Annotated in this window: 16 protein-coding genes, 3 tRNA genes, 1 other RNA gene and 1 other annotated feature; of the genes, 14 read left to right on the top strand and 6 right to left on the bottom strand. The window is 45.9% G+C overall.

All coding sequences use genetic code 11. The features are described 5' to 3' along the window. Nucleotides 1-212 precede the first annotated feature (212 nt). On the top strand, nucleotides 213-1,676 hold the full coding sequence (guaB, locus tag ON063_RS11950; protein WP_214697315.1) for an IMP dehydrogenase: 1,464 nt from the start codon (nucleotides 213-215) through the stop codon (nucleotides 1,674-1,676). Between the two features lie 22 nt (nucleotides 1,677-1,698). On the opposite strand, the gene ON063_RS11945 is transcribed toward guaB, so the two are convergent. From ON063_RS11945 to pdxR, 3 genes are all read right to left on the bottom strand, one after another. Further along, nucleotides 1,699-5,184, bottom strand: a complete 3,486-nt coding sequence (locus ON063_RS11945) for an alpha-amylase family glycosyl hydrolase (RefSeq protein WP_274665284.1) — start codon at nucleotides 5,182-5,184, stop codon at nucleotides 1,699-1,701. A gap of 143 nt (nucleotides 5,185-5,327) precedes the next feature. Beyond that, on the bottom strand, nucleotides 5,328-5,948 hold the full coding sequence (locus ON063_RS11940; protein ID WP_274665283.1) for a class A sortase: 621 nt from the start codon (nucleotides 5,946-5,948) through the stop codon (nucleotides 5,328-5,330). Continuing rightward, entirely contained in the window at nucleotides 5,945-7,348 is a 1,404-nt protein-coding gene (pdxR, locus tag ON063_RS11935) for a MocR-like pyridoxine biosynthesis transcription factor PdxR (protein ID WP_274665282.1), read from the bottom strand. Before pdxR ends, ON063_RS11940 begins: the two co-directional genes overlap by 4 nt. A 275-nt stretch (nucleotides 7,349-7,623) precedes the next feature. On the opposite strand from pdxR, the gene pdxS reads away from it, so the two are divergent. From pdxS to ON063_RS11900, 7 genes are all read left to right on the top strand, one after another. Beyond that, nucleotides 7,624-8,514 carry a pyridoxal 5'-phosphate synthase lyase subunit PdxS gene (pdxS, locus tag ON063_RS11930; protein ID WP_214697307.1) on the top strand — a complete coding sequence of 297 codons (891 nt, stop codon included), beginning with the start codon at nucleotides 7,624-7,626 and terminating at the stop codon, nucleotides 8,512-8,514. A gap of 1 nt (nucleotide 8,515) precedes the next feature. Then, entirely contained in the window at nucleotides 8,516-9,094 is a 579-nt protein-coding gene (gene pdxT, locus ON063_RS11925) for a pyridoxal 5'-phosphate synthase glutaminase subunit PdxT (RefSeq protein ID WP_274665281.1), read from the top strand. Nucleotides 9,095-9,179: 85 nt separating this feature from the next. Then, nucleotides 9,180-10,427: a D-alanyl-D-alanine carboxypeptidase family protein gene (locus tag ON063_RS11920; RefSeq protein ID WP_214697304.1), complete on the top strand. Its 1,248-nt coding sequence runs from the start codon at nucleotides 9,180-9,182 to the stop codon at nucleotides 10,425-10,427. A gap of 18 nt (nucleotides 10,428-10,445) precedes the next feature. Beyond that, nucleotides 10,446-10,655: a binding site (T-box leader), on the top strand. A 52-nt stretch (nucleotides 10,656-10,707) separates the two neighbouring features. Beyond that, nucleotides 10,708-11,991 carry a serine--tRNA ligase gene (gene serS, locus ON063_RS11915; protein ID WP_274665280.1) on the top strand — a complete coding sequence of 428 codons (1,284 nt, stop codon included), beginning with the start codon at nucleotides 10,708-10,710 and terminating at the stop codon, nucleotides 11,989-11,991. Nucleotides 11,992-12,129: 138 nt separating this feature from the next. Then, nucleotides 12,130-12,220, top strand: a tRNA-Ser gene (locus ON063_RS11910). A 37-nt stretch (nucleotides 12,221-12,257) separates the two neighbouring features. Continuing rightward, nucleotides 12,258-12,348: transfer RNA gene (locus tag ON063_RS11905), tRNA-Ser, on the top strand. A gap of 45 nt (nucleotides 12,349-12,393) precedes the next feature. Further along, nucleotides 12,394-12,483 (top strand) — tRNA-Ser (locus ON063_RS11900). A gap of 122 nt (nucleotides 12,484-12,605) precedes the next feature. Here the strand turns inward: ON063_RS11900 and ON063_RS11895 are convergent. Together ON063_RS11895 and ON063_RS11890 are read right to left on the bottom strand one after the other, a co-directional pair. Continuing rightward, nucleotides 12,606-13,277 (bottom strand): deoxynucleoside kinase, encoded by a 672-nt coding sequence (locus tag ON063_RS11895; RefSeq protein ID WP_251125747.1) that lies wholly within the window; start codon nucleotides 13,275-13,277, stop codon nucleotides 12,606-12,608. After that, a complete protein-coding gene (locus ON063_RS11890) occupies nucleotides 13,274-13,909 on the bottom strand; it encodes a deoxynucleoside kinase (protein WP_214697300.1) in 636 nt (211 codons plus the stop codon). The genes ON063_RS11895 and ON063_RS11890 overlap by 4 nt, the downstream gene beginning before the upstream one ends. A gap of 121 nt (nucleotides 13,910-14,030) precedes the next feature. Here ON063_RS11890 and tadA point away from each other — a divergent pair, with 121 nt between their 5' ends. The 6 genes from tadA to ON063_RS11860 all read left to right on the top strand — a co-directional run bounded on the left by tadA (nucleotide 14,031) and on the right by ON063_RS11860 (nucleotide 17,798). Continuing rightward, nucleotides 14,031-14,531, top strand: a complete 501-nt coding sequence (gene tadA, locus ON063_RS11885; protein ID WP_274665279.1) for a tRNA adenosine(34) deaminase TadA — start codon at nucleotides 14,031-14,033, stop codon at nucleotides 14,529-14,531. Nucleotides 14,532-14,584: 53 nt separating this feature from the next. Continuing rightward, nucleotides 14,585-14,852, top strand: an RNA gene (gene ffs, locus ON063_RS11880) — signal recognition particle sRNA large type. A gap of 94 nt (nucleotides 14,853-14,946) precedes the next feature. Next, a complete protein-coding gene (dnaX, locus tag ON063_RS11875; RefSeq protein WP_214750038.1) occupies nucleotides 14,947-16,623 on the top strand; it encodes a DNA polymerase III subunit gamma/tau in 1,677 nt (558 codons plus the stop codon). Nucleotides 16,624-16,637: 14 nt separating this feature from the next. Then, complete coding sequence (locus tag ON063_RS11870; protein WP_074034102.1) at nucleotides 16,638-16,955, top strand: YbaB/EbfC family nucleoid-associated protein; 318 nt, start codon at nucleotides 16,638-16,640, stop codon at nucleotides 16,953-16,955. 22 nt (nucleotides 16,956-16,977) lie between these two features. After that, nucleotides 16,978-17,577 carry a recombination mediator RecR gene (recR, locus tag ON063_RS11865; protein WP_012727753.1) on the top strand — a complete coding sequence of 200 codons (600 nt, stop codon included), beginning with the start codon at nucleotides 16,978-16,980 and terminating at the stop codon, nucleotides 17,575-17,577. Continuing rightward, nucleotides 17,574-17,798, top strand: coding sequence for a YaaL family protein (locus ON063_RS11860; protein ID WP_274665278.1), 225 nt, complete (start codon nucleotides 17,574-17,576; stop codon nucleotides 17,796-17,798). Before recR ends, ON063_RS11860 begins: the two co-directional genes overlap by 4 nt. Before the next feature lie 126 nt (nucleotides 17,799-17,924). Here the strand turns inward: ON063_RS11860 and ON063_RS11855 are convergent. Next, the coding region (locus ON063_RS11855) for a hypothetical protein (protein WP_274665277.1) at nucleotides 17,925-18,152 on the bottom strand (228 nt) is incomplete at its 5' end.

The raw sequence follows: 18,152 nt of genomic DNA, 5'->3' as shown, positions 1-18,152 counted from the left end.
TTTTTGTATGTACGATGAAATCGAACTCCGTATTTATATCCCTTTCACCATGAAATTCCGAACAATTCTCATCATTTATAGAGGAATGAACACAATTCTGACTTTTCTGAACATCGGGAATTGAATTGCACTTTTGCGTTATACCTGTTACCATTACAGAAATATTTCGAAACAAAGATGTAGGTAGAACGAGAAAGGGGCCATCAATTTTTATGTGGGAAAACAAGTTTGCAAAAGAAGGTTTAACGTTTGATGATGTATTACTCGTACCGAGGTTCTCAAATGTTTTACCGCGTGACGTTGATTTAAGCACAAAGCTCTGTGAAGGATTAGAATTGAATATCCCAATCATCAGCGCGGGTATGGATACCGTCACGGAAGCTCCGATGGCGATTGCTATGGCCCGTCAAGGCGGTTTAGGTGTCATTCATAAGAACATGTCTATGGAAATGCAAGCTGAACATGTCGATCGCGTTAAGCGCTCAGAGAATGGTGTCATTACAAATCCTTTCTATTTAACTCCAGATCGTCAAGTGTATGATGCTGAGTATTTGATGAGCAAATATCGAATTTCTGGTGTCCCAATCGTCAACTCAGAAGAAGAGCGTAAATTAATTGGTATTTTGACGAATCGTGATCTTCGTTTCATCAAAGATTATTCAACCGTCATCAAGGATGTGATGACAACGGAAAACCTCATCACTGCAAAAGTAGGTACATCGCTTGAGGAAGCAGAGCGTATTCTTCATCAACACCGCATTGAGAAACTTCCACTTGTCGATGAAGCTGGCGTATTGAAAGGTCTCATCACGACAAAAGATATCGAGAAGGTCGAGCAATTCCCGAACGCAGCAAAAGACAAGCAAGGTCGTCTTCTTGTAGCAGCTGCAGTCGGAGTAACAAAAGATGCAGCATCACGTGCTCAAGTACTTGTAGAAGCAGGCGTAGATGCATTGGTTATCGATACAGCACATGGACATTCGGCTGGTGTGCTTGAAAAAGTTCGTGAGTTGCGCGATACGTTCCCATCGCTCCCAATCATTGCAGGAAACGTAGCTACTGCTGAAGCGACACGTGCCTTGATTGAAGCTGGAGCATCGGTCATCAAAGTCGGAATTGGACCAGGATCAATCTGTACGACACGCGTCGTTGCAGGCGTTGGTGTTCCACAAATCACAGCTGTATATGATTGTGTCACAGAAGCAAAAGAGCATGGTGTATCAGTCATCGCTGATGGTGGAATCAAGTACTCAGGCGATATCGTCAAAGCCATCGCTGCTGGAGCAAACGCTGTCATGCTTGGTAGCTTGCTTGCCGGTGTGAAAGAGAGCCCAGGTGAGATGGAAATTTACCAAGGTCGTCAGTTTAAGACATACCGTGGTATGGGATCTGAAGCATCGATGAAGCGCGGTAGCCAAGACCGTTACTTCCAAGAAGCAGACAAAAAGTTCGTTCCAGAAGGAATCGAAGGACGTGTCGCCTATCGTGGCGAACTCGCTGACACGGTATATCAATTGATTGGTGGTCTTCGCTCAGGTATGGGATACTGTGGCGCTGCCGACATCCGCGCCCTTCGTGAAGACACACAATTCATTCGTATGACGGGTGCGGGTCTTCAAGAAAGTCACCCACACGATGTCAATATCACAAAAGAAGCACCGAACTACTCACGCTAATGTAAAAAGACATGGCGGTTATTTATTTTCGCTTCTCTACTAAAATCACGGTACCCCCTTGATCTTGAGCAGGAAGTGAGACGGTGACTTTACCATTCTTTTGAACGGTGTATTGTTTACCGCTATATCGGTCAATCAAAATGGTTTTCGCTTTATAAGAAGTATTAAAGGAAACGGTTTGCGCTTTCTCTTTCGTATTTAATCCGACGAGAACCGATTGTTTTCCATAACTTCGTTTGAAGATTGAATAGCCAGCCTCAGAATTTGTAGCGATGGACGAACGTGTCCCTTTACTGAATACGTGCGAATAGTCTGCACGGATATTCAAAAGTTTTTGATAGTGCGTATGCATCGCTTTTCCTTCACCTTTGACGCGAGACCAGTCGAAGTCATAGCGATTTTCATTGAACTCGCCTTGATCCATATCGCCCGCATGCTTCCCAGATTGACCGACTTCTTCTCCGTAATAGATCACAGGCTGACCTTTTGCCGTGATTTGAAGAGAGGCTGCGACCATTTGCTTACCAGTGTCCCCGCCTGCCCGCGAGACGAGGAAGCCGTCTTCATCATGACTACTCAAGAATTGTCCGAGCGTCGCTTCGTTCGATAATTGCGTATTTCGATATTGAAGCGCCTTTTCAACGTCTTCGATATTGCCATTTACGAATCGTTCAGCCTGATATTTAAAATCAAAGTCGAGCAAGGAATCCATTTGACCACTTCTTAAGTAGCCGCCTGTGTTGTTGATACTCGCCCCGTAGTGCTCCCCAATCAATTTGAAATTCGGTTTGATTGCCGTTAATTCATTTTTAAATGATTTCCACGTTGTGGAGTCCACGTGTTTGACCGTATCGACACGGAAGTAATCAATCGTGTTGCCTTTTTTCGTTTTCGACCGTTTGATCCAATCTGTCTGCCATTTCACCAACTGTTCTCGAACGGCAGCTTCTTCCGTCTTGAAGTCAGGAAGGCCGGATAAGGACATTTTGAGATCGTCTCCGTCGACGGGATTTTCACGAATCATCCCATCGAATACTTGTCGTTCTGCATCCGTTGGGAAGTTCGTAACGGATGAGCTTGCCCCAGGCTCCATTCCGTAGCCGGGATGGTTCAAGACGACGTCGACCATAATCTTCATTCCACGTTTATGCGCTTCATCAATCAGTTTATGGAAGGCGGCCATATCCCCGAGATGTTCATCGAGTTTTTCAAAGTTTTTGGCCCAATACCCATGATATCCATACTGAGATCCGTCTTTTCCATATCGTAAATCCCAATCGATGTTATCCACAATTGGCGTAATCCAAATCGTATTGATCCCAAGGTCGTCTAAATAATCGAGTTTTTTCGTGACACCTGCAAAATCGCCACCATGGTAAGACTCAGGATGGTCTTTGTCATAGTATTCACGATTCGGGTTGTCATTGGATAAATCTCCGTTGTAGAAACGGTCTGTAAGCATAAAATAGATGCGCGCCTCATCCCAGTCAAACGCTTGTTTTTCCTTCATCGTTTTAGGGACGACACGAACTGTTGTTTTTGAGCGATGAACGTTTCCATATTGGTCGATTGCAGTGACGGCAAGCGTCTGAACTGTTGTTTTTGAGCGATGAACGTTTCCATATTGGTCGATTGCAGTGACGGCAAGCGTCTTATTTCCAGGTTTGACCGTGTCTTTCACCGCGATCGTTTGAGCGTTTAACGCACGATCAATGTGTAACTTTTCAGGACCGCCGAGTGGGCGTGCATCGATATAGAGTTCTCGGAGTGTCACACCTTTTGGCAAGGTCGGGTTTACTCGAACGACCGCATTTTCACGAGAGCTGATGGCTTTCGGACTGACAGAAGAAGTGAGTTTGACAGTTGGTTGACGATATTCGATTTGAGAAGCCTCGAAATAAGGATCTTTCACTTCAGTCGTGACGCCGTCCTTCGTGACGAGATACGTGTAGTCATGGATTCCTTCAGGTAAACGTACCGTGTGGCGGAACCACTCGTTTTCTGGCTCATAAGTCATCGGGTACGTCTCACCATTGATTTTGAGTGCGACCTGATCGATTTCATCCATTTCTCCTGCTTCATAGAGTGCTACATCACGATAGAAGAATTGAACCCCATCTGTACCGTATTCGGGACCACTGATTGTCGGAACTTGATGGAAGGCACCTTTTCCGCTTTCGACGACGACCTTCGTGACGCGGTCTTCTCCGAGCGTGACGTATCTGTCTTCTCCATAAGCATCCTTAACGGCCCAGTCCGTGCCTTTTCGAATGACAAACCCAACTTTCGTGGCGTCTTGACCAACCGGGATACGGAAGATGGCCCCATCGTCAGTTATCCGGTATGGATCGACCTGTCCGTCTTTTTTCCCTGTGCTCCATGTCCATAAGTTCCAATCCGTATAGTCATGATCGGCACGGACATACTTCATTTCGATATAGCGTGTCGTTTCCCAAGGATCAGCGAGCTTTGTTGCTGTTTTGAAAGTAGTCGTCAATGCCGGGAGTCTCGTATTCGAAATCGTTCCAGTCACTGCACCTTCTGGAATAGTGGCCGTATATGATGTATTGAGAGCGAGAGCTTCTTTCGGTTGAAGTGTCACGCTCGTACCATTCGTTGTCACATCAACGGGAACACGCGTCTCCCCTTGTTGTAAGGTGACCGATGCCGAATCGAGACGGACAGGTTCATTGAACGTCCATGTGATTGGAGCAGACACATCCACATCAATTGATGATGAGGCCGGGGTCACGGACGCAACTTCGAGTTGGTCGATCGTCTCTACCCCATTTAAGGTGAACGGGGCACTATAAACAGATTGTGTGGATGGCGTGGCGGACACGTTCCAACTATTGGCCAATTGATTGGCAGCATTACTCGGAATCGTATCGAACGCCCCATGTTCTCCGGCGTTATTTCCGCTTAATACAGTTAAGGCGCGGACTCGATCTCCATTGTTTAAGCCGAGCAATGACAGAGGAACTTTTCCTTCAAATCCTTTCGTTCGGTCTAAGGCAAAAGCCGCACCGTTCAACTGATTCAATTGTAAAAGTGGTTTCTCTTGACCAGCCTGATAAAGAGCAGCCTCTTTTACATTCTGATCGCCATCGACTCGGACGAGAATATGATACTGAGGCGCCTTGTCGACACCTTTAAAATCGAATGGATAACCGAGGGGATTCTTCGATATACCTGAATCTTCATCATTGATTTGAAGGGCGATGTTGATATATTGCCCGTTGTCTCCCCAGTTCGGGACATTATTCGCATCTACGTAAAAATAAAGGTGTTGGGCATCATTGTTTATGTATAAATCACCGACATCAAATCCTTGCCATCCAGCAGTGGGCGAACTTGCGAGGGCGGGAATATTAGCCCAATCTGTTTTTGCCCCATCAATTGTGATTGCAGTCGGTTCAGCCAATGCGTTCATCGGAACCCCGGCTTGAATGAGCAATGCACCGGACAGGAATAAAGTCGAAGCCTGACGAGCAGTTTTTTTCTTCATAAGACACCTCTTTTGTTTGAGTTAAATTGCACAATTTTATGCAAACGTTTTCAAAAATAGTTTAGCGGAAGTTGTAAGCGCTAACAATATGTTTTTGAAAAAACAATAAATAACCGCGTCTCCTGTTGGTTGAGGAGATGCGGTCATGATTCAGTAGCGACGAGTGAACCTTTGACGATGAGTCGTTCCGTCGTATCGAACGTACAAGTGATCAATGTAAGGGTAGGAGTAGCTGTTTCATCTAATACATCAACTCGTTCAGGAGAGACGGTCTCAAGCGATGTCACGACGTATTCGTAAGTGTGCGTATCATCTCGAAGATAGATTTTCATACCAACATGGACTTCATGGAGTGGACCGAATAGAGCGGTCGCATGTTGTAAATAATGACCGGCCAGTGCGTAATTGCCTACCCCCATTTGTTGATCGGGATCCATGGTTCCCGCTCCGACGGCGAGACTCTCATCATCTAACCCTTTTATGATCGGGAGCTCTAGTGAAACATCTGGAATCGAAATGACACCGATTGTCGGCAACTGATGAAACCGATTGCGCGCTTGTAAGACGTCCGTTAAAGAGAGTGGTGTGACTGCCGCAAAATCATAACTCGACTCAATTTCACTCTCGTCTTGTAATTCCATATGTTCAATGACATATTCACTCGTTGAACTGGCGATATTCTCTTTCCAAATCGAACTCGTTAAAAAGAATAGACCACTGCCGAGTAAACAAATTCCGATGATCCATCGAACGTGTCGCTTCATGGAGTCGCTCCTTTCGGGATTGCCCAGGCATCCATCAACTGATCAATCACATTCGGTAACGAGGATTCAGGCAAGTGCGCAAAGCCAAACAAAAATTGTTTGTGCGAATCTGGGTGTACGATGCGATAGTCGTTCATCGATTTGATGGCGATCTCGAACGCTTCAGCGGATTGTTTCAATTCTTGCTCTGTCCGATCGCTGATGACGGTCAAGACAACGTGCAATCCAGCGCTCGCACCTGTCACAGTGACAATCGGTTCGAATGGACGGAAGGCAGCGAGCACGATTTCTAACTTGCGGCGGTATATTTTTCGCATCCGATTCAAATGCTTCTCGAAGTCACCACTCGACATGAATAGAGCCAACGTATGCTGTTCGAATCGTGGGACGCTACACGTGAAGTAATGATGCCGCTCTCGGTAACGATTCAAAAGAGGTGTTGGTAACACCATATATCCGATACGAAGGGATGGCATGAGTGATTTCGAGAAAGTACTGATATAAATGACACGTTCGTTCGGGTCCATACTTTGAAGAGAGGGGATGGGTTTACCACTATAACGGAACTCACTATCGTAATCGTCCTCAATGATATACGTCTGGTGAACGAGCGCCCAATTCAATAAACGCTGGCGTCGACTGACGGATAGGACTGTACCTGTCGGAAATTGATGGGCAGGCGTTACGTATAGCGCATCGATTTCATGGCGTTCGAGCTCACTGACACAAACGCCACTTTCATCTACCGGGATTGGGATAGAGGTGCGTCCCTGTTGCTCGAATAAAAGACGAGTGAGCGGATAGCCGGGATCTTCAATGCCAAAGACCGATGCGTCAGGTAACAAATCCAAAAGCTGTGGAAGGAGTTGTTCCGTCCCTGATCCGACGATGATTTGTTCGGGTGAGCATTGGACGCCTCGTGAATGATAGAGATAGGTCGCAATTTCCTGTCGTAGTTCGAGATCCCCTTGGACGGAACCTAGCGCAAGTAGTTCGTGATGAACTTCATCAACAACGTTCTTGACGTGTCGTTTCCAACGTTCAAACGGAAAAGCAGTCGTATCGATTTGACTTGGCGATACATCGTACGTATACGTCTTTTTTGGTGGAGACGGCGTGATGGTGCTGCTCGATCGCCGGACGTACAGTTCCTCTTGCGGCAGCACGTAAAATCCTTTCCGGGGAACGGATTCAATGTACCCTTCGGCGAGTAACTGGGCGTAAGCGAACTCGACTGTCGTCTGAGACACATCCAAAAATTGAGTCAGTTTACGCTTCGAAGGTAACTTAGTACCCGTCTTTAATGTATCGTCGACGATAGCATCCCGAATGTGTTTATATAACTGCTCATATAGCGGGATGGATGAGTCTTGTTCAAGTGAGAAAGTAAGCATATCCATAAAACGACGTTCCTTTCTTTACGAACCGAAAAAGAAGTATAAGAGAAAACCGAGGATAATCAAGGTTGAGACAATTCCAGGTGTACCAAATGAGGCGCGATGACCTCCTTCAAACAACATATTGATTCCTCCTTTATACTTCAACACGTTCGAGATAGTAGCCATAGAGTCCTTTTTCCAAGCTGACCACTTTAAAAAATAAGAATCTGGCACTTTTAATATAGTCAATCCAGCTTATACTAGCAAGTAGAACATGAACTCATGGAGGGATTTCAATGGAAAAGAGACAAGTGGGAACAGATAAAGTAAAACGTGGGATGGCAGAAATGCAAAAAGGTGGCGTCATCATGGACGTCATCAACGCAGAGCAGGCGAAAATTGCTGAAGCTGCAGGTGCGGTTGCTGTCATGGCACTTGAACGTGTACCTTCGGATATCCGTAAAATGGGTGGGGTTGCCCGTATGGCCGACCCAACGATCATTGAAGACGTCATGGGAGCAGTATCTGTTCCAGTTATGGCAAAATGCCGTATCGGACATATCGCTGAAGCGCGTGTCCTCGAGTCGATGGGGGTCGACTTTATCGATGAGAGTGAAGTATTGACGCCGGCAGACGAAGAGTTCCACTTGTACAAACGCGACTATACAGCACCGTTCGTATGTGGAGCGCGTGACCTTGGCGAAGCGGCGCGTCGTATCGGCGAAGGCGCAGCGATGATTCGTACAAAAGGTGAGCCAGGAACAGGGAACATCGTGGAAGCGGTTCGTCACATGCGCACTGTACAAGCACAAGTGAAGCGTCTCTTGTCGATGAGCGTGGATGAAGTCATGACAGAGGCTCGTGACCTCGGAGCTCCATTTGAAGTGCTTATGCAAATTCGTGAAGCGGGTCGTCTCCCTGTCGTTAACTTTGCAGCGGGTGGAATCGCGACACCAGCGGATGCTGCCTTGATGATGCACCTCGGAGCAGATGGTGTCTTCGTCGGATCTGGTATTTTCAAAGCAGAGAACCCAGAGAAATTCGCACGTGCCATCGTAGAAGCGACAACGTACCACGATGACTATGAACGGATCGCGCACCTTTCAAAAGGATTAGGTGAGGCGATGAAAGGACTCGACGTCCGTACGCTCAAAGATGAAGAACTCATGGCACCACGAGGCTGGTAAGATGGTAACGATTGGCGTATTAGGGATGCAGGGCGCAATTCGTGAGCATGTTCGCATGCTTGAAGCGCTCGGTGCTCAAACCGTTGTAGTCCGCTCACTAGAAGACTTGAAAGCAATCGATGGATTAGTCTTACCAGGTGGAGAAAGTACCGCGATGCGACGTTTACTCGATCGTTATGAGTTACTTGCGCCACTTCGCGACATGGAGACGTTACCGATGTTTGGCACATGTGCCGGCATGATTCTTCTCGCGAATGAAGTCGAAGGGTATGACGCCCACTTAAAGAAAATCCCGATGACAGTAAAACGTAATGCATTCGGACGTCAGGTCGACAGTTTTGAAGTCGATCTTCCGGTAAAAGGAATCGATGAGCCAGTCGAAGCGGTCTTTATTCGTGCCCCACAAGTGGCGCGAGTTGAACCGGAAGTAGATGTGCTCGCTGAAGTCGAGGAAGCGATTGTAGCAGTTCGTTATAATCAGTACCTGGCTTGTTCGTTCCATCCAGAGTTGACGGAAGATTTATCATTGCACCGTTATTTTATCGAGGTGGTTAAAGAAAATCAGCAGCAATATGCATAAGTTTGAGGGACCTCATGAAAAGGGGGTCCTTCAAACTTATTTTTTGTTACACTGAACAAAGAAGCGTATAGAAAGGGGAAATGATGTGAAGGCTCGCTATTTAATCATGATGTTTGTTGCCATGTTGCTTGTACAAGTAATCGTACCCTCAGTCGCCTCTGCGGCCGCGCCAAAAGTCGACGCGGCGAGTGCGATGCTCGTAGACGTGACGACAGGTCAGGTCTTATTTACAAAACAGGAAGATGCCATGCTTCAACCGGCTTCGATCACAAAGTTGATGACAGCATTTTTGACGCGTGAAGCAATCGAAGAAGGAAAACTCAGTTGGAATCAGGAGGTTACACCGAGCGATGCCGCCTTGGCGTTGACGAGAAAACCGGGGTTAGCGCGAATTCCGCTGTTGAATAAACCGTATACCGTCAAAGAGTTATACGATGCAGCATTAATTCGTTCGGCGAACGAAGCGGCTGTGACGCTCGGGGAAGCGGTGTCTGGTTCAGAAGAGGCGTTCGTCAAAGAAATGAATCGTCGAGCGGATGAATTAGGGATGACACAAACGACGTTCGCGAATGCATCGGGACTCGATTCTGTATCAGCCGGTCTACCAGGAGATAATTTGACATCTGCCAACGATTTAATGAAGTTGGCGATTGCATATTTGACGACTTTTCCGGAAGTGCTCGACGTGACGAAACGGGCATACGTGGATGTCGACGGTGTCCGCTTTGACGCGACGAACCGAATGCTCGCCGACCGAGATCTCGCCTATCCGGGGATGCTCGGCTTTAAAACGGGAACAACGAATGAGGCAGGCTATTGCTTTATCGGTGTGTCGACACGGGATGGTCGCACTGTGTTATCCGTCGTTCTTGGCGCACCATCTGATGAGGGGCGCTATGTAGCGACGAAAGCGTTACACGACTATGCGTACTCAGATTTCGTCATGACACCGATTTTACGGACAGGGGAAACCATTTCGGAAACGGCAACGGTCTCTCAAGGTGAAACGGAACAGGTCACTGTTCGGACGACGAATGACTTTGAAGTGTTAGTCGAAAAAGGGAAACCTGTCCCGGAACCGAAAGTTGAACTGCTCGAACTAGACGCTCCGGTCAAGGTCGATACACAGGCAGGCACGGTTACCATTGACTCCTCGGATCAAGTTCGCTATTTAGAAGGAGAGACACCTCCGAAGATGACGCTTGTCACGGCAGAGGCGGTTGATACGGCTTCGTTTTTGACGAGAATGACGCGAGCGTTTGTTGATTTCCTCGATCAAATCAGATTGGCACTTGGAAAAATCAGTCTTGTCGAACAAGTTCAGATGTTGTAAAGTAAGATTAATTCAATGACAGATGCGATGATGAGAATAAGTACGTTACGTACGTCTACTGACAGAGAGCTAGTGGTTGGTGCAAACTAGTGAGATGGCGTAACCGAATCGGCCTCGGAGCATTGGCTTGGAAACAAGTCACGTTTGGCACACGTTACGTGCATCGAGTGGCTCATGCATTTGGGCAACGAGGGTGGCAACGCGGATCCAAGGTGGTTCGTCCCTTTCCTACGGGAAAGGGACGTGCCGCCTTTTTTATATGAAAAAAGGAGGAACAGCAATGTTAGACATTAAACGTTTACGACAAGATTTTGAAGGGATTAAAGAAAAGTTAGCTTACCGTGGAGAAGACTTGAGTGCACTTGACCGCTTCCCGCAGTTAGAAGAAAAGCGCCGTGACTTGATTAACGAAGTGGAAGTAAAGAAAGCGAAGCGCAATGAAGCGACAAAACAAATCGCTGAATTAAAACGCAACAAACAAGATGCAGAAGGTCCAATCTTAGAAACACGCCGTCTCGGGGATGAAATCAAATTGTTGGATGAGGAGTTACGAGAAGTAGAGGCAGAGCTCAACTTGATCTTGCTCAGCATTCCAAACATCCCACATGAGTCAACTCCAATCGGTGAGACAGAAGACGATAACGTGACGATTCGTGAAATCGGAACGAAGCCTGATTTTGATTTCGAGCCGAAGCAACATTGGGACGTGATGGAAGACCTAAAAATCGTCGATGTCGAGCGCGCTGGAAAAGTAACGGGTAGCCGTTTTGTCTTCTATAAAGGATTAGGTGCTCGCTTAGAACGTGCTCTGATCAACTTTATGATGGACCTTCATTCAGACGAGCATGGATACTCAGAAGTATTGCCGCCGTACATGGTCAATCGTGATTCGATGATCGGAACAGGTCAACTTCCTAAATTTGAAGAAGATGCGTTCAAAGTAGCGGACACGAACTACTTCCTCGTTCCAACAGCTGAAGTGCCAGTTACAAACATGCACCGTGAAGAAATCATCCCGGAAACACAGCTTCCGATTACGTATACAGCATATAGCGCTAACTTCCGCTCTGAAGCCGGTTCAGCTGGCCGTGATACACGTGGCTTGATTCGTCAGCACCAATTCAACAAAGTCGAGCTCGTTCGCTTCGTGAAACCAGAAGAGTCATATGAACAACTAGAGTTATTGACAGGTCATGCTGAAGAAGTATTGAAGCGTCTTGAACTTCCGTATCAAGTACTCAGCATGTGCACGGCAGACCTTGGTTTCACAGCTGCGAAAAAATATGACATCGAAGTATGGATGCCAGCACAAGGAATGTATCGTGAGATTTCTTCTTGCTCTAACTTCGAAGATTTCCAAGCGCGTCGTGCGGGAATTCGTTTCCGTCGTGATGCCAACGCGAAACCAGAATTTGTTCACACATTGAACGGCTCAGGATTAGCAGTCGGTCGAACGGTGGCAGCGATTTTGGAAAACTATCAACAGGCGGATGGATCAGTCGTCATCCCAGAAGTTCTTCGTCCTTACATGGGTGGAAAAGAAAAGATTGAAATGCCGAACTAAACACTTGAGCCGCCTCAATTTTGAGGCGCTCAATTTTTTTTAATGTTTTTTCACAAAAGGGTTTGACATCTGTCTCTTCAGTTGGTACTATAAATCATGTCGAGCGACACTGTTGCTCACGAATTGCATATGAGCTTTGGAGGTGTACCCAAGTGGTTTAAGGGAACGGTCTTGAAAACCGTCAGGGGTGTAACAGCCTGCGTGGGTTCGAATCCCACCACCTCCTCCATTTCTTTTTTGGAGGCTCACACAATTTTATATCTTTTGGAGGTGTACCCAAGTGGTTTAAGGGAACGGTCTTGAAAACCGTCAGGGGTGTAACAGCCTGCGTGGGTTCGAATCCCACCACCTCCTCCACTTACCACCTCCTCCACTTTCTTTTTTTTACACTTTTTTAGGCCTGGAGTTGTACCCAAGTCCGGCTGAAGGGGACGGACTCGAAATCCGTTAGGAGTCGCAAGGCTCGCGTGGGTTCGAATCCCACCAACTCCGCTTTCAATCGGGCATCTGCAGAGGCAGATGCATTTTTTGTATCCACAGACATAAGTGCTGTGGATTTTTTTATGCACAAAAAAGAGGGATCACGCTTTTGATGGCGTAATCCCTCTGTATCTTTATCTAACTTTTGCTTCGCGGGCAATCGTTAATTGCTTTTCGATTTTTTCAAGGATGAGTTCGACTGAATCTGGATCTTTGATGAGGTCGTACTCTTCAATCGAGAGGCGTAGTACTGGGCACAAGTTGAAGTTGTTGATCCACTCTGTGTAGCGTTCGTACATCTCTTCCCAATAAGCGATTGGTGTTTGTTGCTCCATCTCGCGACCGCGCATCTGGATACGTTCAAGGACTTGTTCGAACGAACCTTCAAGATAAATCAATAGGTCTGGGTGTGGGAAGAAGGGTGTTAACACCATAGCCTCGAACAAACTTGAATACGTTTCGTAGTCTGTTGGTGACATCGTTCCTTTTTCATAATGCATTTTTGCGAAGATGCCTGTATCTTCGTAGATGGAACGGTCTTGAATGAAGCCACCACCGTATTGGAAAATTTTCTTCTGTTCTTTAAAACGTTCTGCTAAGAAGTAAATTTGAAGATGGAAACTCCAACGTTCAAAATCATGATAGAATTTATCGAGGTAAGGGTTCGTATCTACTTTCTCTAGAGACGTTCGGAAGTTTAAAGCATCGGCTAACGAATTGGTAATCGTCGATTTCCCGATTCCAACCATTCCACCGATTGTAATGATCGTATCGTTCGGAATGTTATATTTATCAATCAGCTTCATTTTAATTGTGCTCCTTTAGTTAATTCTAATTCGCGTTCAATCGTCTTCAGGACATGTGTCAAATCGTCCGGATTGTGTACAAAGTCGAGTTCATCCCCACTAAACGAGAGGATTTTCACTTCTGGATGGGCCGCGCGATAGGATTCGACGAACGTCTCATAATCGTGAGCAAGTTGTTCGAGATAATCGCGAGACATATTTTCTTCCACTTCACGTCCACGCAAAGCAACGCGTTTCATCAGTGTCTCAATGCTGGCGTGTAAGTAAATGACGACATCAGGTTTCGGCATATCATGTGTCAAAATCTTATAAATCTGCTCGTACTTGTTTAAATGCGCAGGTTTCAACGAACGGTGAGCAAAAATCAAGTTTTTGAAAATATGATAGTCCGAAACGACGGATTGCTGTTGACTCAAGTGGTGTTTATGAATATCATCCAACTGTTTGAATCGATTGCATAAGAAGAACATTTCCGTTTGGAAACTCCATTCTTCGATATCTTCATAAAACTTGCCGAGAAATGGGTTCTCTTCTACAATTTCATTCAGCATCTGCATCGAGAAATGCTGACTGATGATATGGGCCAGTGATGTTTTCCCGACACCAATCGGTCCTTCTACCGTTATAAACATATGATGTCATCCTCCATTATCCAAAGTGCAAGTTCCATTCTAGCATAGAATGCGAATGATATGGCGAGGGATTTGATTTTCATTTTTTTTCATAGTGTTAAATAAGAAATGAGGTGAATCGATGGAACGTGATGAACGATTTATGCAGTTGGCCATCGAAGAAGCAAAGAAAGCAGAAGTCATCGGTGAGGTCCCAATCGGCTGTGTGATTGTTAAAGGTGATGAAGTGATTGCGACTGGTCATAATCGTCGTGAAACCGATCTTTTAGCTGCTGCTCACGCTGAGATGATTGCGATTGAAGCGGCGAATGAAGCATTAGGAAATTGGCGATTGGAAGATTGTGAGTTATACGTCACACTCGAACCTTGTCCAATGTGTGCGGGTGCCATTGTGCTATCCAGAGTGAAGCGGGTCATCTTCGGTGCACATGATCCGAAAGGGGGTTGTTGCGGTACGTTGATGAATTTGGTACAAGATGAACGATTCAATCATCAGGCGGACGTAACCGAAAATGTTTTAGCAGAAGAATGTGGGCGACTTCTAACTGATTTCTTCCGGACGCTTAGGGAAAGGAAGAAACAAGAGAGACTTCATCAGAGAGGTTGCAACCCAATCGATTAAACAGTATAATGTAATAGCACTCGAGATAGTGCATAATTTCATTTACCCATTTGCCGTGCTAGGTGGGGAGGTAGCGGTGCCCTGTCACTCGCAATCCGCTGTAGCGAGACTGAATCCCGATTCGAGGGAGTGCGCTGGTGTGGTCTGCCTTATGTAAGTGGCGTTGACGTCTGAGTCCTGCGCAACGGTCACCCATGAACCAGGTCAGGTCCGGAAGGAAGCAGCCTTAAGTGGTGACGTACCGTGTGCCGCAGGGGTGCTTGGGCTGAGCAAACTGCATGAGTAACGCATGTTGACGTGCTTTCAGAAATCGGTGCGCGGCAGATTTATTTTATAACTTCAATCTATGGCCCCAGGGCTGTAGATTTTTTTGTATGATGAGATAGAGAAGAAAAGTGGGGAAGGAGGCGAACTCATGGCGTATCAAGCGTTATATCGGGTATACAGACCTCAGTCATTTCAAGAGGTCGTCGGTCAAGTCCATATCACACGTACGATTCAAAACGCTTTATTAGAGGAGCGGATGTCACACGCCTATCTATTTTCAGGTCCACGCGGGACAGGGAAGACAAGTTTAGCGAAAATCATTGCTAAGGCGATCAACTGTGAAAGTGCACCGACACGTGAACCGTGTAATACCTGTCCGACGTGTATCGCTATCACGGAAGGTACGAGCCCGGACGTTTTTGAAATCGATGCAGCATCAAATAATGGAGTTGACGAAATTCGAGAAATCCGAGACAAAGTCAAATACCCACCGTCTCAAGGTCGCTACAAAGTATATATCATTGATGAAGTGCATATGTTGTCGACAGGTGCATTCAATGCATTATTGAAAACACTTGAAGAACCGCCAGCACATGCGATTTTTATTTTGGCAACGACAGAACCGCATAAAATTCCGGCAACGATTATTTCGCGCTGTCAGCGATTTGATGTCAAACGACATGAAGTGAGTCAATTGCAAACCCGGATGGCCTATATTTTGAATGATCAAGACCATGATTATGATCCGGAAGCATTGAAACTAATCGCACGGGCTGCTGATGGCGGGATGCGGGATGCCCTTAGCTTGCTTGATCAGGCCTTGGCATTTAGCGATGGGCGTCTTACGGAAGAAGCGGTGTTAGAAGTAACGGGTGCTGTGACGGATGAAACACTGCTCGAAATGGCATACGGGTTACAGAAAAAAGAGTTAAATGCGATTTTGAGTACGCTTGAAATGATGTTACGTGAAGGGAAAGATTTAAAGCGTTTCATCGAAGACTTAGTGTTCGTCCATCGGGATGCGTTACTCTTGAAAGCATCTCCGCAAGCTGCTGACTTATTAGAGCGTGCTCGTCCGACTGATGAGTTCCGTCAGTTTGTCGAAGCGACTTCGACGGACGAATTGTTCCAAGTGATTGAAGAGCTCAATGAGTGCCAGCAGCAAATGAGACTGTCGAATCATCCGAAGGTATTGGTAGAGTTAACGTTCATTCGAATTGCAGAACAAGGTCGCACGATCAGTGAGCAGATGACACAACTTCAAGACCAAGTACGTGAGTTGAGCCGCGAATTAAATGAAGTGAAGAAGAATGGCGTGACTGTGACAGGTGGAGAGGTGGAAAAACCGAAGCCTGCTCCGAAACGAACACAAATCCGAGTGCCGAAAGAGCGGATTCGCCAATTACTTCAGCGAGCTGAGCGGCAGCATTTGAATGCGATTCGCGATAGTTGGGGCGACATCATGACGAATATCCGGATACAGGATGGTCCAATCTTCGCACTCTTCTATGAAAGTGAGGCTGTCCTTTGTGCAAGTGACACCTTACTGGTACAATTTAAAGATGGAATGACATGGCACTATGAACAAGTGAGTTCGAATGGTCGTACGCGTGATGTAATCGAGCAGGCGTTATTTGAAGTTACGGGGATTCGTCGTGAAATTATGGCGGTGCTTGAAACGGATTGGAATGAACTGAAGAATGAGTTCATCCTTCAAAAACAAGCAGAGCGGACAGAACGAGTCGAAGAACCAGAAACTGAAGACCCGTTGGTTGCACAGGCGATGGAACGTTTTGGCGATGTCGTTGAAATCGAAGAAACATAAGGGAGGCGCTCTGAATGCGTGGAATGGGAAATATGAATAACATGATGAAACAAATGCAAAAGATGCAAAAAGATATGGCGAAAGCTCAAGAAGAACTAAAAGAGTTATCAGTAGAAGGTACTGCAGGAGGCGGCATGGTAAAAGTTGTCGTCAGCGGTCATAAAGAGGTTTTAGATGTCATCATTGCAGAAGATGTCGTCGACCCGGAAGATGTAGATATGTTGCAGGATCTCGTCTTAGCAGCAATTAATGATGCGATGAAGCAAGCTGATCAGCTTGTGAATGATAAGATGGGACGTTTCACACAAGGTATGAACCTCCCAGGCTTTTAAGTGAAGAAAGGATCGATGCGAGTTGCAATACCCTGAAGCCATTGGACGATTGATTGAGAGTTTTACGAAACTACCCGGAATCGGTCCGAAAACTGCAGTGCGTTTGGCGTTCCATGTATTAGATATGGAAGAAGACGATGTATTAACGTTTGCGAAGTCTCTTGTCAGTGCGAAACGGGACATCAAATATTGTACCGTTTGCGGTCACATTACAGATATTGATCCTTGTGCAATCTGTAAAGACTCACATCGGGATGAAACGGTAGTTTGTGTGGTTCAAGATTCAAGAGACGTGATTGCCATGGAGAAAATGAGAGAGTACAGAGGGAAATATCATGTTCTTCATGGAGCCATAAGTCCAATGGAGGGGATTGGTCCAGAGGATATTAACGTTTCAAGCTTGCTGACGAGGTTACAAGAGAACGAGTCGATTCAAGAAGTGATCTTAGCGACGAACCCGAACATTGAGGGAGAAGCGACTTCGATGTACTTATCACGCTTACTTAAGCCGACAGGAATCCGTGTAACTCGTCTCGCGCATGGTTTGCCCGTCGGTGGAGATTTGGAGTATGCGGATGAAGTGACATTGTCTCGAGCGATGGAAGGTAGAAGAGAATTATGAAATGGTTTCGTAAGTCGTTAAAAGGTGATTACGATCAACGACTACTGACTGAGTTGATGGAAGCGAAAGCTAAGTTTGAGTCGAAACGTCGTATGCTTGAAGTGAGCATCGAAGATACAGGAGAATTAGCGGCTCAAGTGAAGCAAGCGGAAGCTCTTTACTTCTTCTATTTGAAAGAGGCGAAAAAACGAAATGTATCCTTATCGTCTCTCCGTTCATAAGGCGAAGCCGTTGGCTCGCCTTATTTTATTTTTAACCCTATATAATGAAGAAAAAAATATAGTGTGAGTGGTTAAAGCATAATTTAATAAATTTCTTAAAACTATTTTAATAAAAGGGTTGCGTGGTTAAAGTTTTACTGATATATTAATAGACGTCGCCGAGATAAGCGACAAACAAAATAAAAAATATTTTAAAAAGTGATTGACCTTTTGTTCTTCACTTGGTAAGATATTAAAGTCGCCAAGAGCGGCAGACGAACTTTGAAAACTGAACGATGAGGCAAAAAAAAGTTTTACATTTTTTGAATGAAGCGCAAGCTTCGTCAATTTAAGAGCTATATCAAATTCTTTGGA

This window comes from Exiguobacterium sp. B2(2022), assembly GCF_028823655.1.
GTDB lineage: Bacteria > Bacillota > Bacilli > Exiguobacteriales > Exiguobacteriaceae > Exiguobacterium > Exiguobacterium aestuarii_A.
This window is presented reverse-complemented; position numbering and strand designations above follow the sequence as displayed.

Coding starts and splice junctions, on each gene's coding strand:
- ON063_RS11890 (WP_214697300.1), bottom strand. CDS start 13,909: ATGTTTATAACGGTAGAAGGACCGATTGGTGTCGGGAAAACATCACTG.
- dnaX (WP_214750038.1), top strand. CDS start 14,947: ATGGCGTATCAAGCGTTATATCGGGTATACAGACCTCAGTCATTTCAA.
- pdxS (WP_214697307.1), top strand. CDS start 7,624: ATGGAAAAGAGACAAGTGGGAACAGATAAAGTAAAACGTGGGATGGCA.
- ON063_RS11940 (WP_274665283.1), bottom strand. CDS start 5,948: ATGAAGCGACACGTTCGATGGATCATCGGAATTTGTTTACTCGGCAGT.
- pdxT (WP_274665281.1), top strand. CDS start 8,516: ATGGTAACGATTGGCGTATTAGGGATGCAGGGCGCAATTCGTGAGCAT.
- ON063_RS11895 (WP_251125747.1), bottom strand. CDS start 13,277: ATGAAGCTGATTGATAAATATAACATTCCGAACGATACGATCATTACA.
- ON063_RS11870 (WP_074034102.1), top strand. CDS start 16,638: ATGCGTGGAATGGGAAATATGAATAACATGATGAAACAAATGCAAAAG.
- ON063_RS11945 (WP_274665284.1), bottom strand. CDS start 5,184: ATGAAGAAAAAAACTGCTCGTCAGGCTTCGACTTTATTCCTGTCCGGT.
- guaB (WP_214697315.1), top strand. CDS start 213: ATGTGGGAAAACAAGTTTGCAAAAGAAGGTTTAACGTTTGATGATGTA.
- pdxR (WP_274665282.1), bottom strand. CDS start 7,348: ATGGATATGCTTACTTTCTCACTTGAACAAGACTCATCCATCCCGCTA.
- serS (WP_274665280.1), top strand. CDS start 10,708: ATGTTAGACATTAAACGTTTACGACAAGATTTTGAAGGGATTAAAGAA.
- ON063_RS11860 (WP_274665278.1), top strand. CDS start 17,574: ATGAAATGGTTTCGTAAGTCGTTAAAAGGTGATTACGATCAACGACTA.
- tadA (WP_274665279.1), top strand. CDS start 14,031: ATGGAACGTGATGAACGATTTATGCAGTTGGCCATCGAAGAAGCAAAG.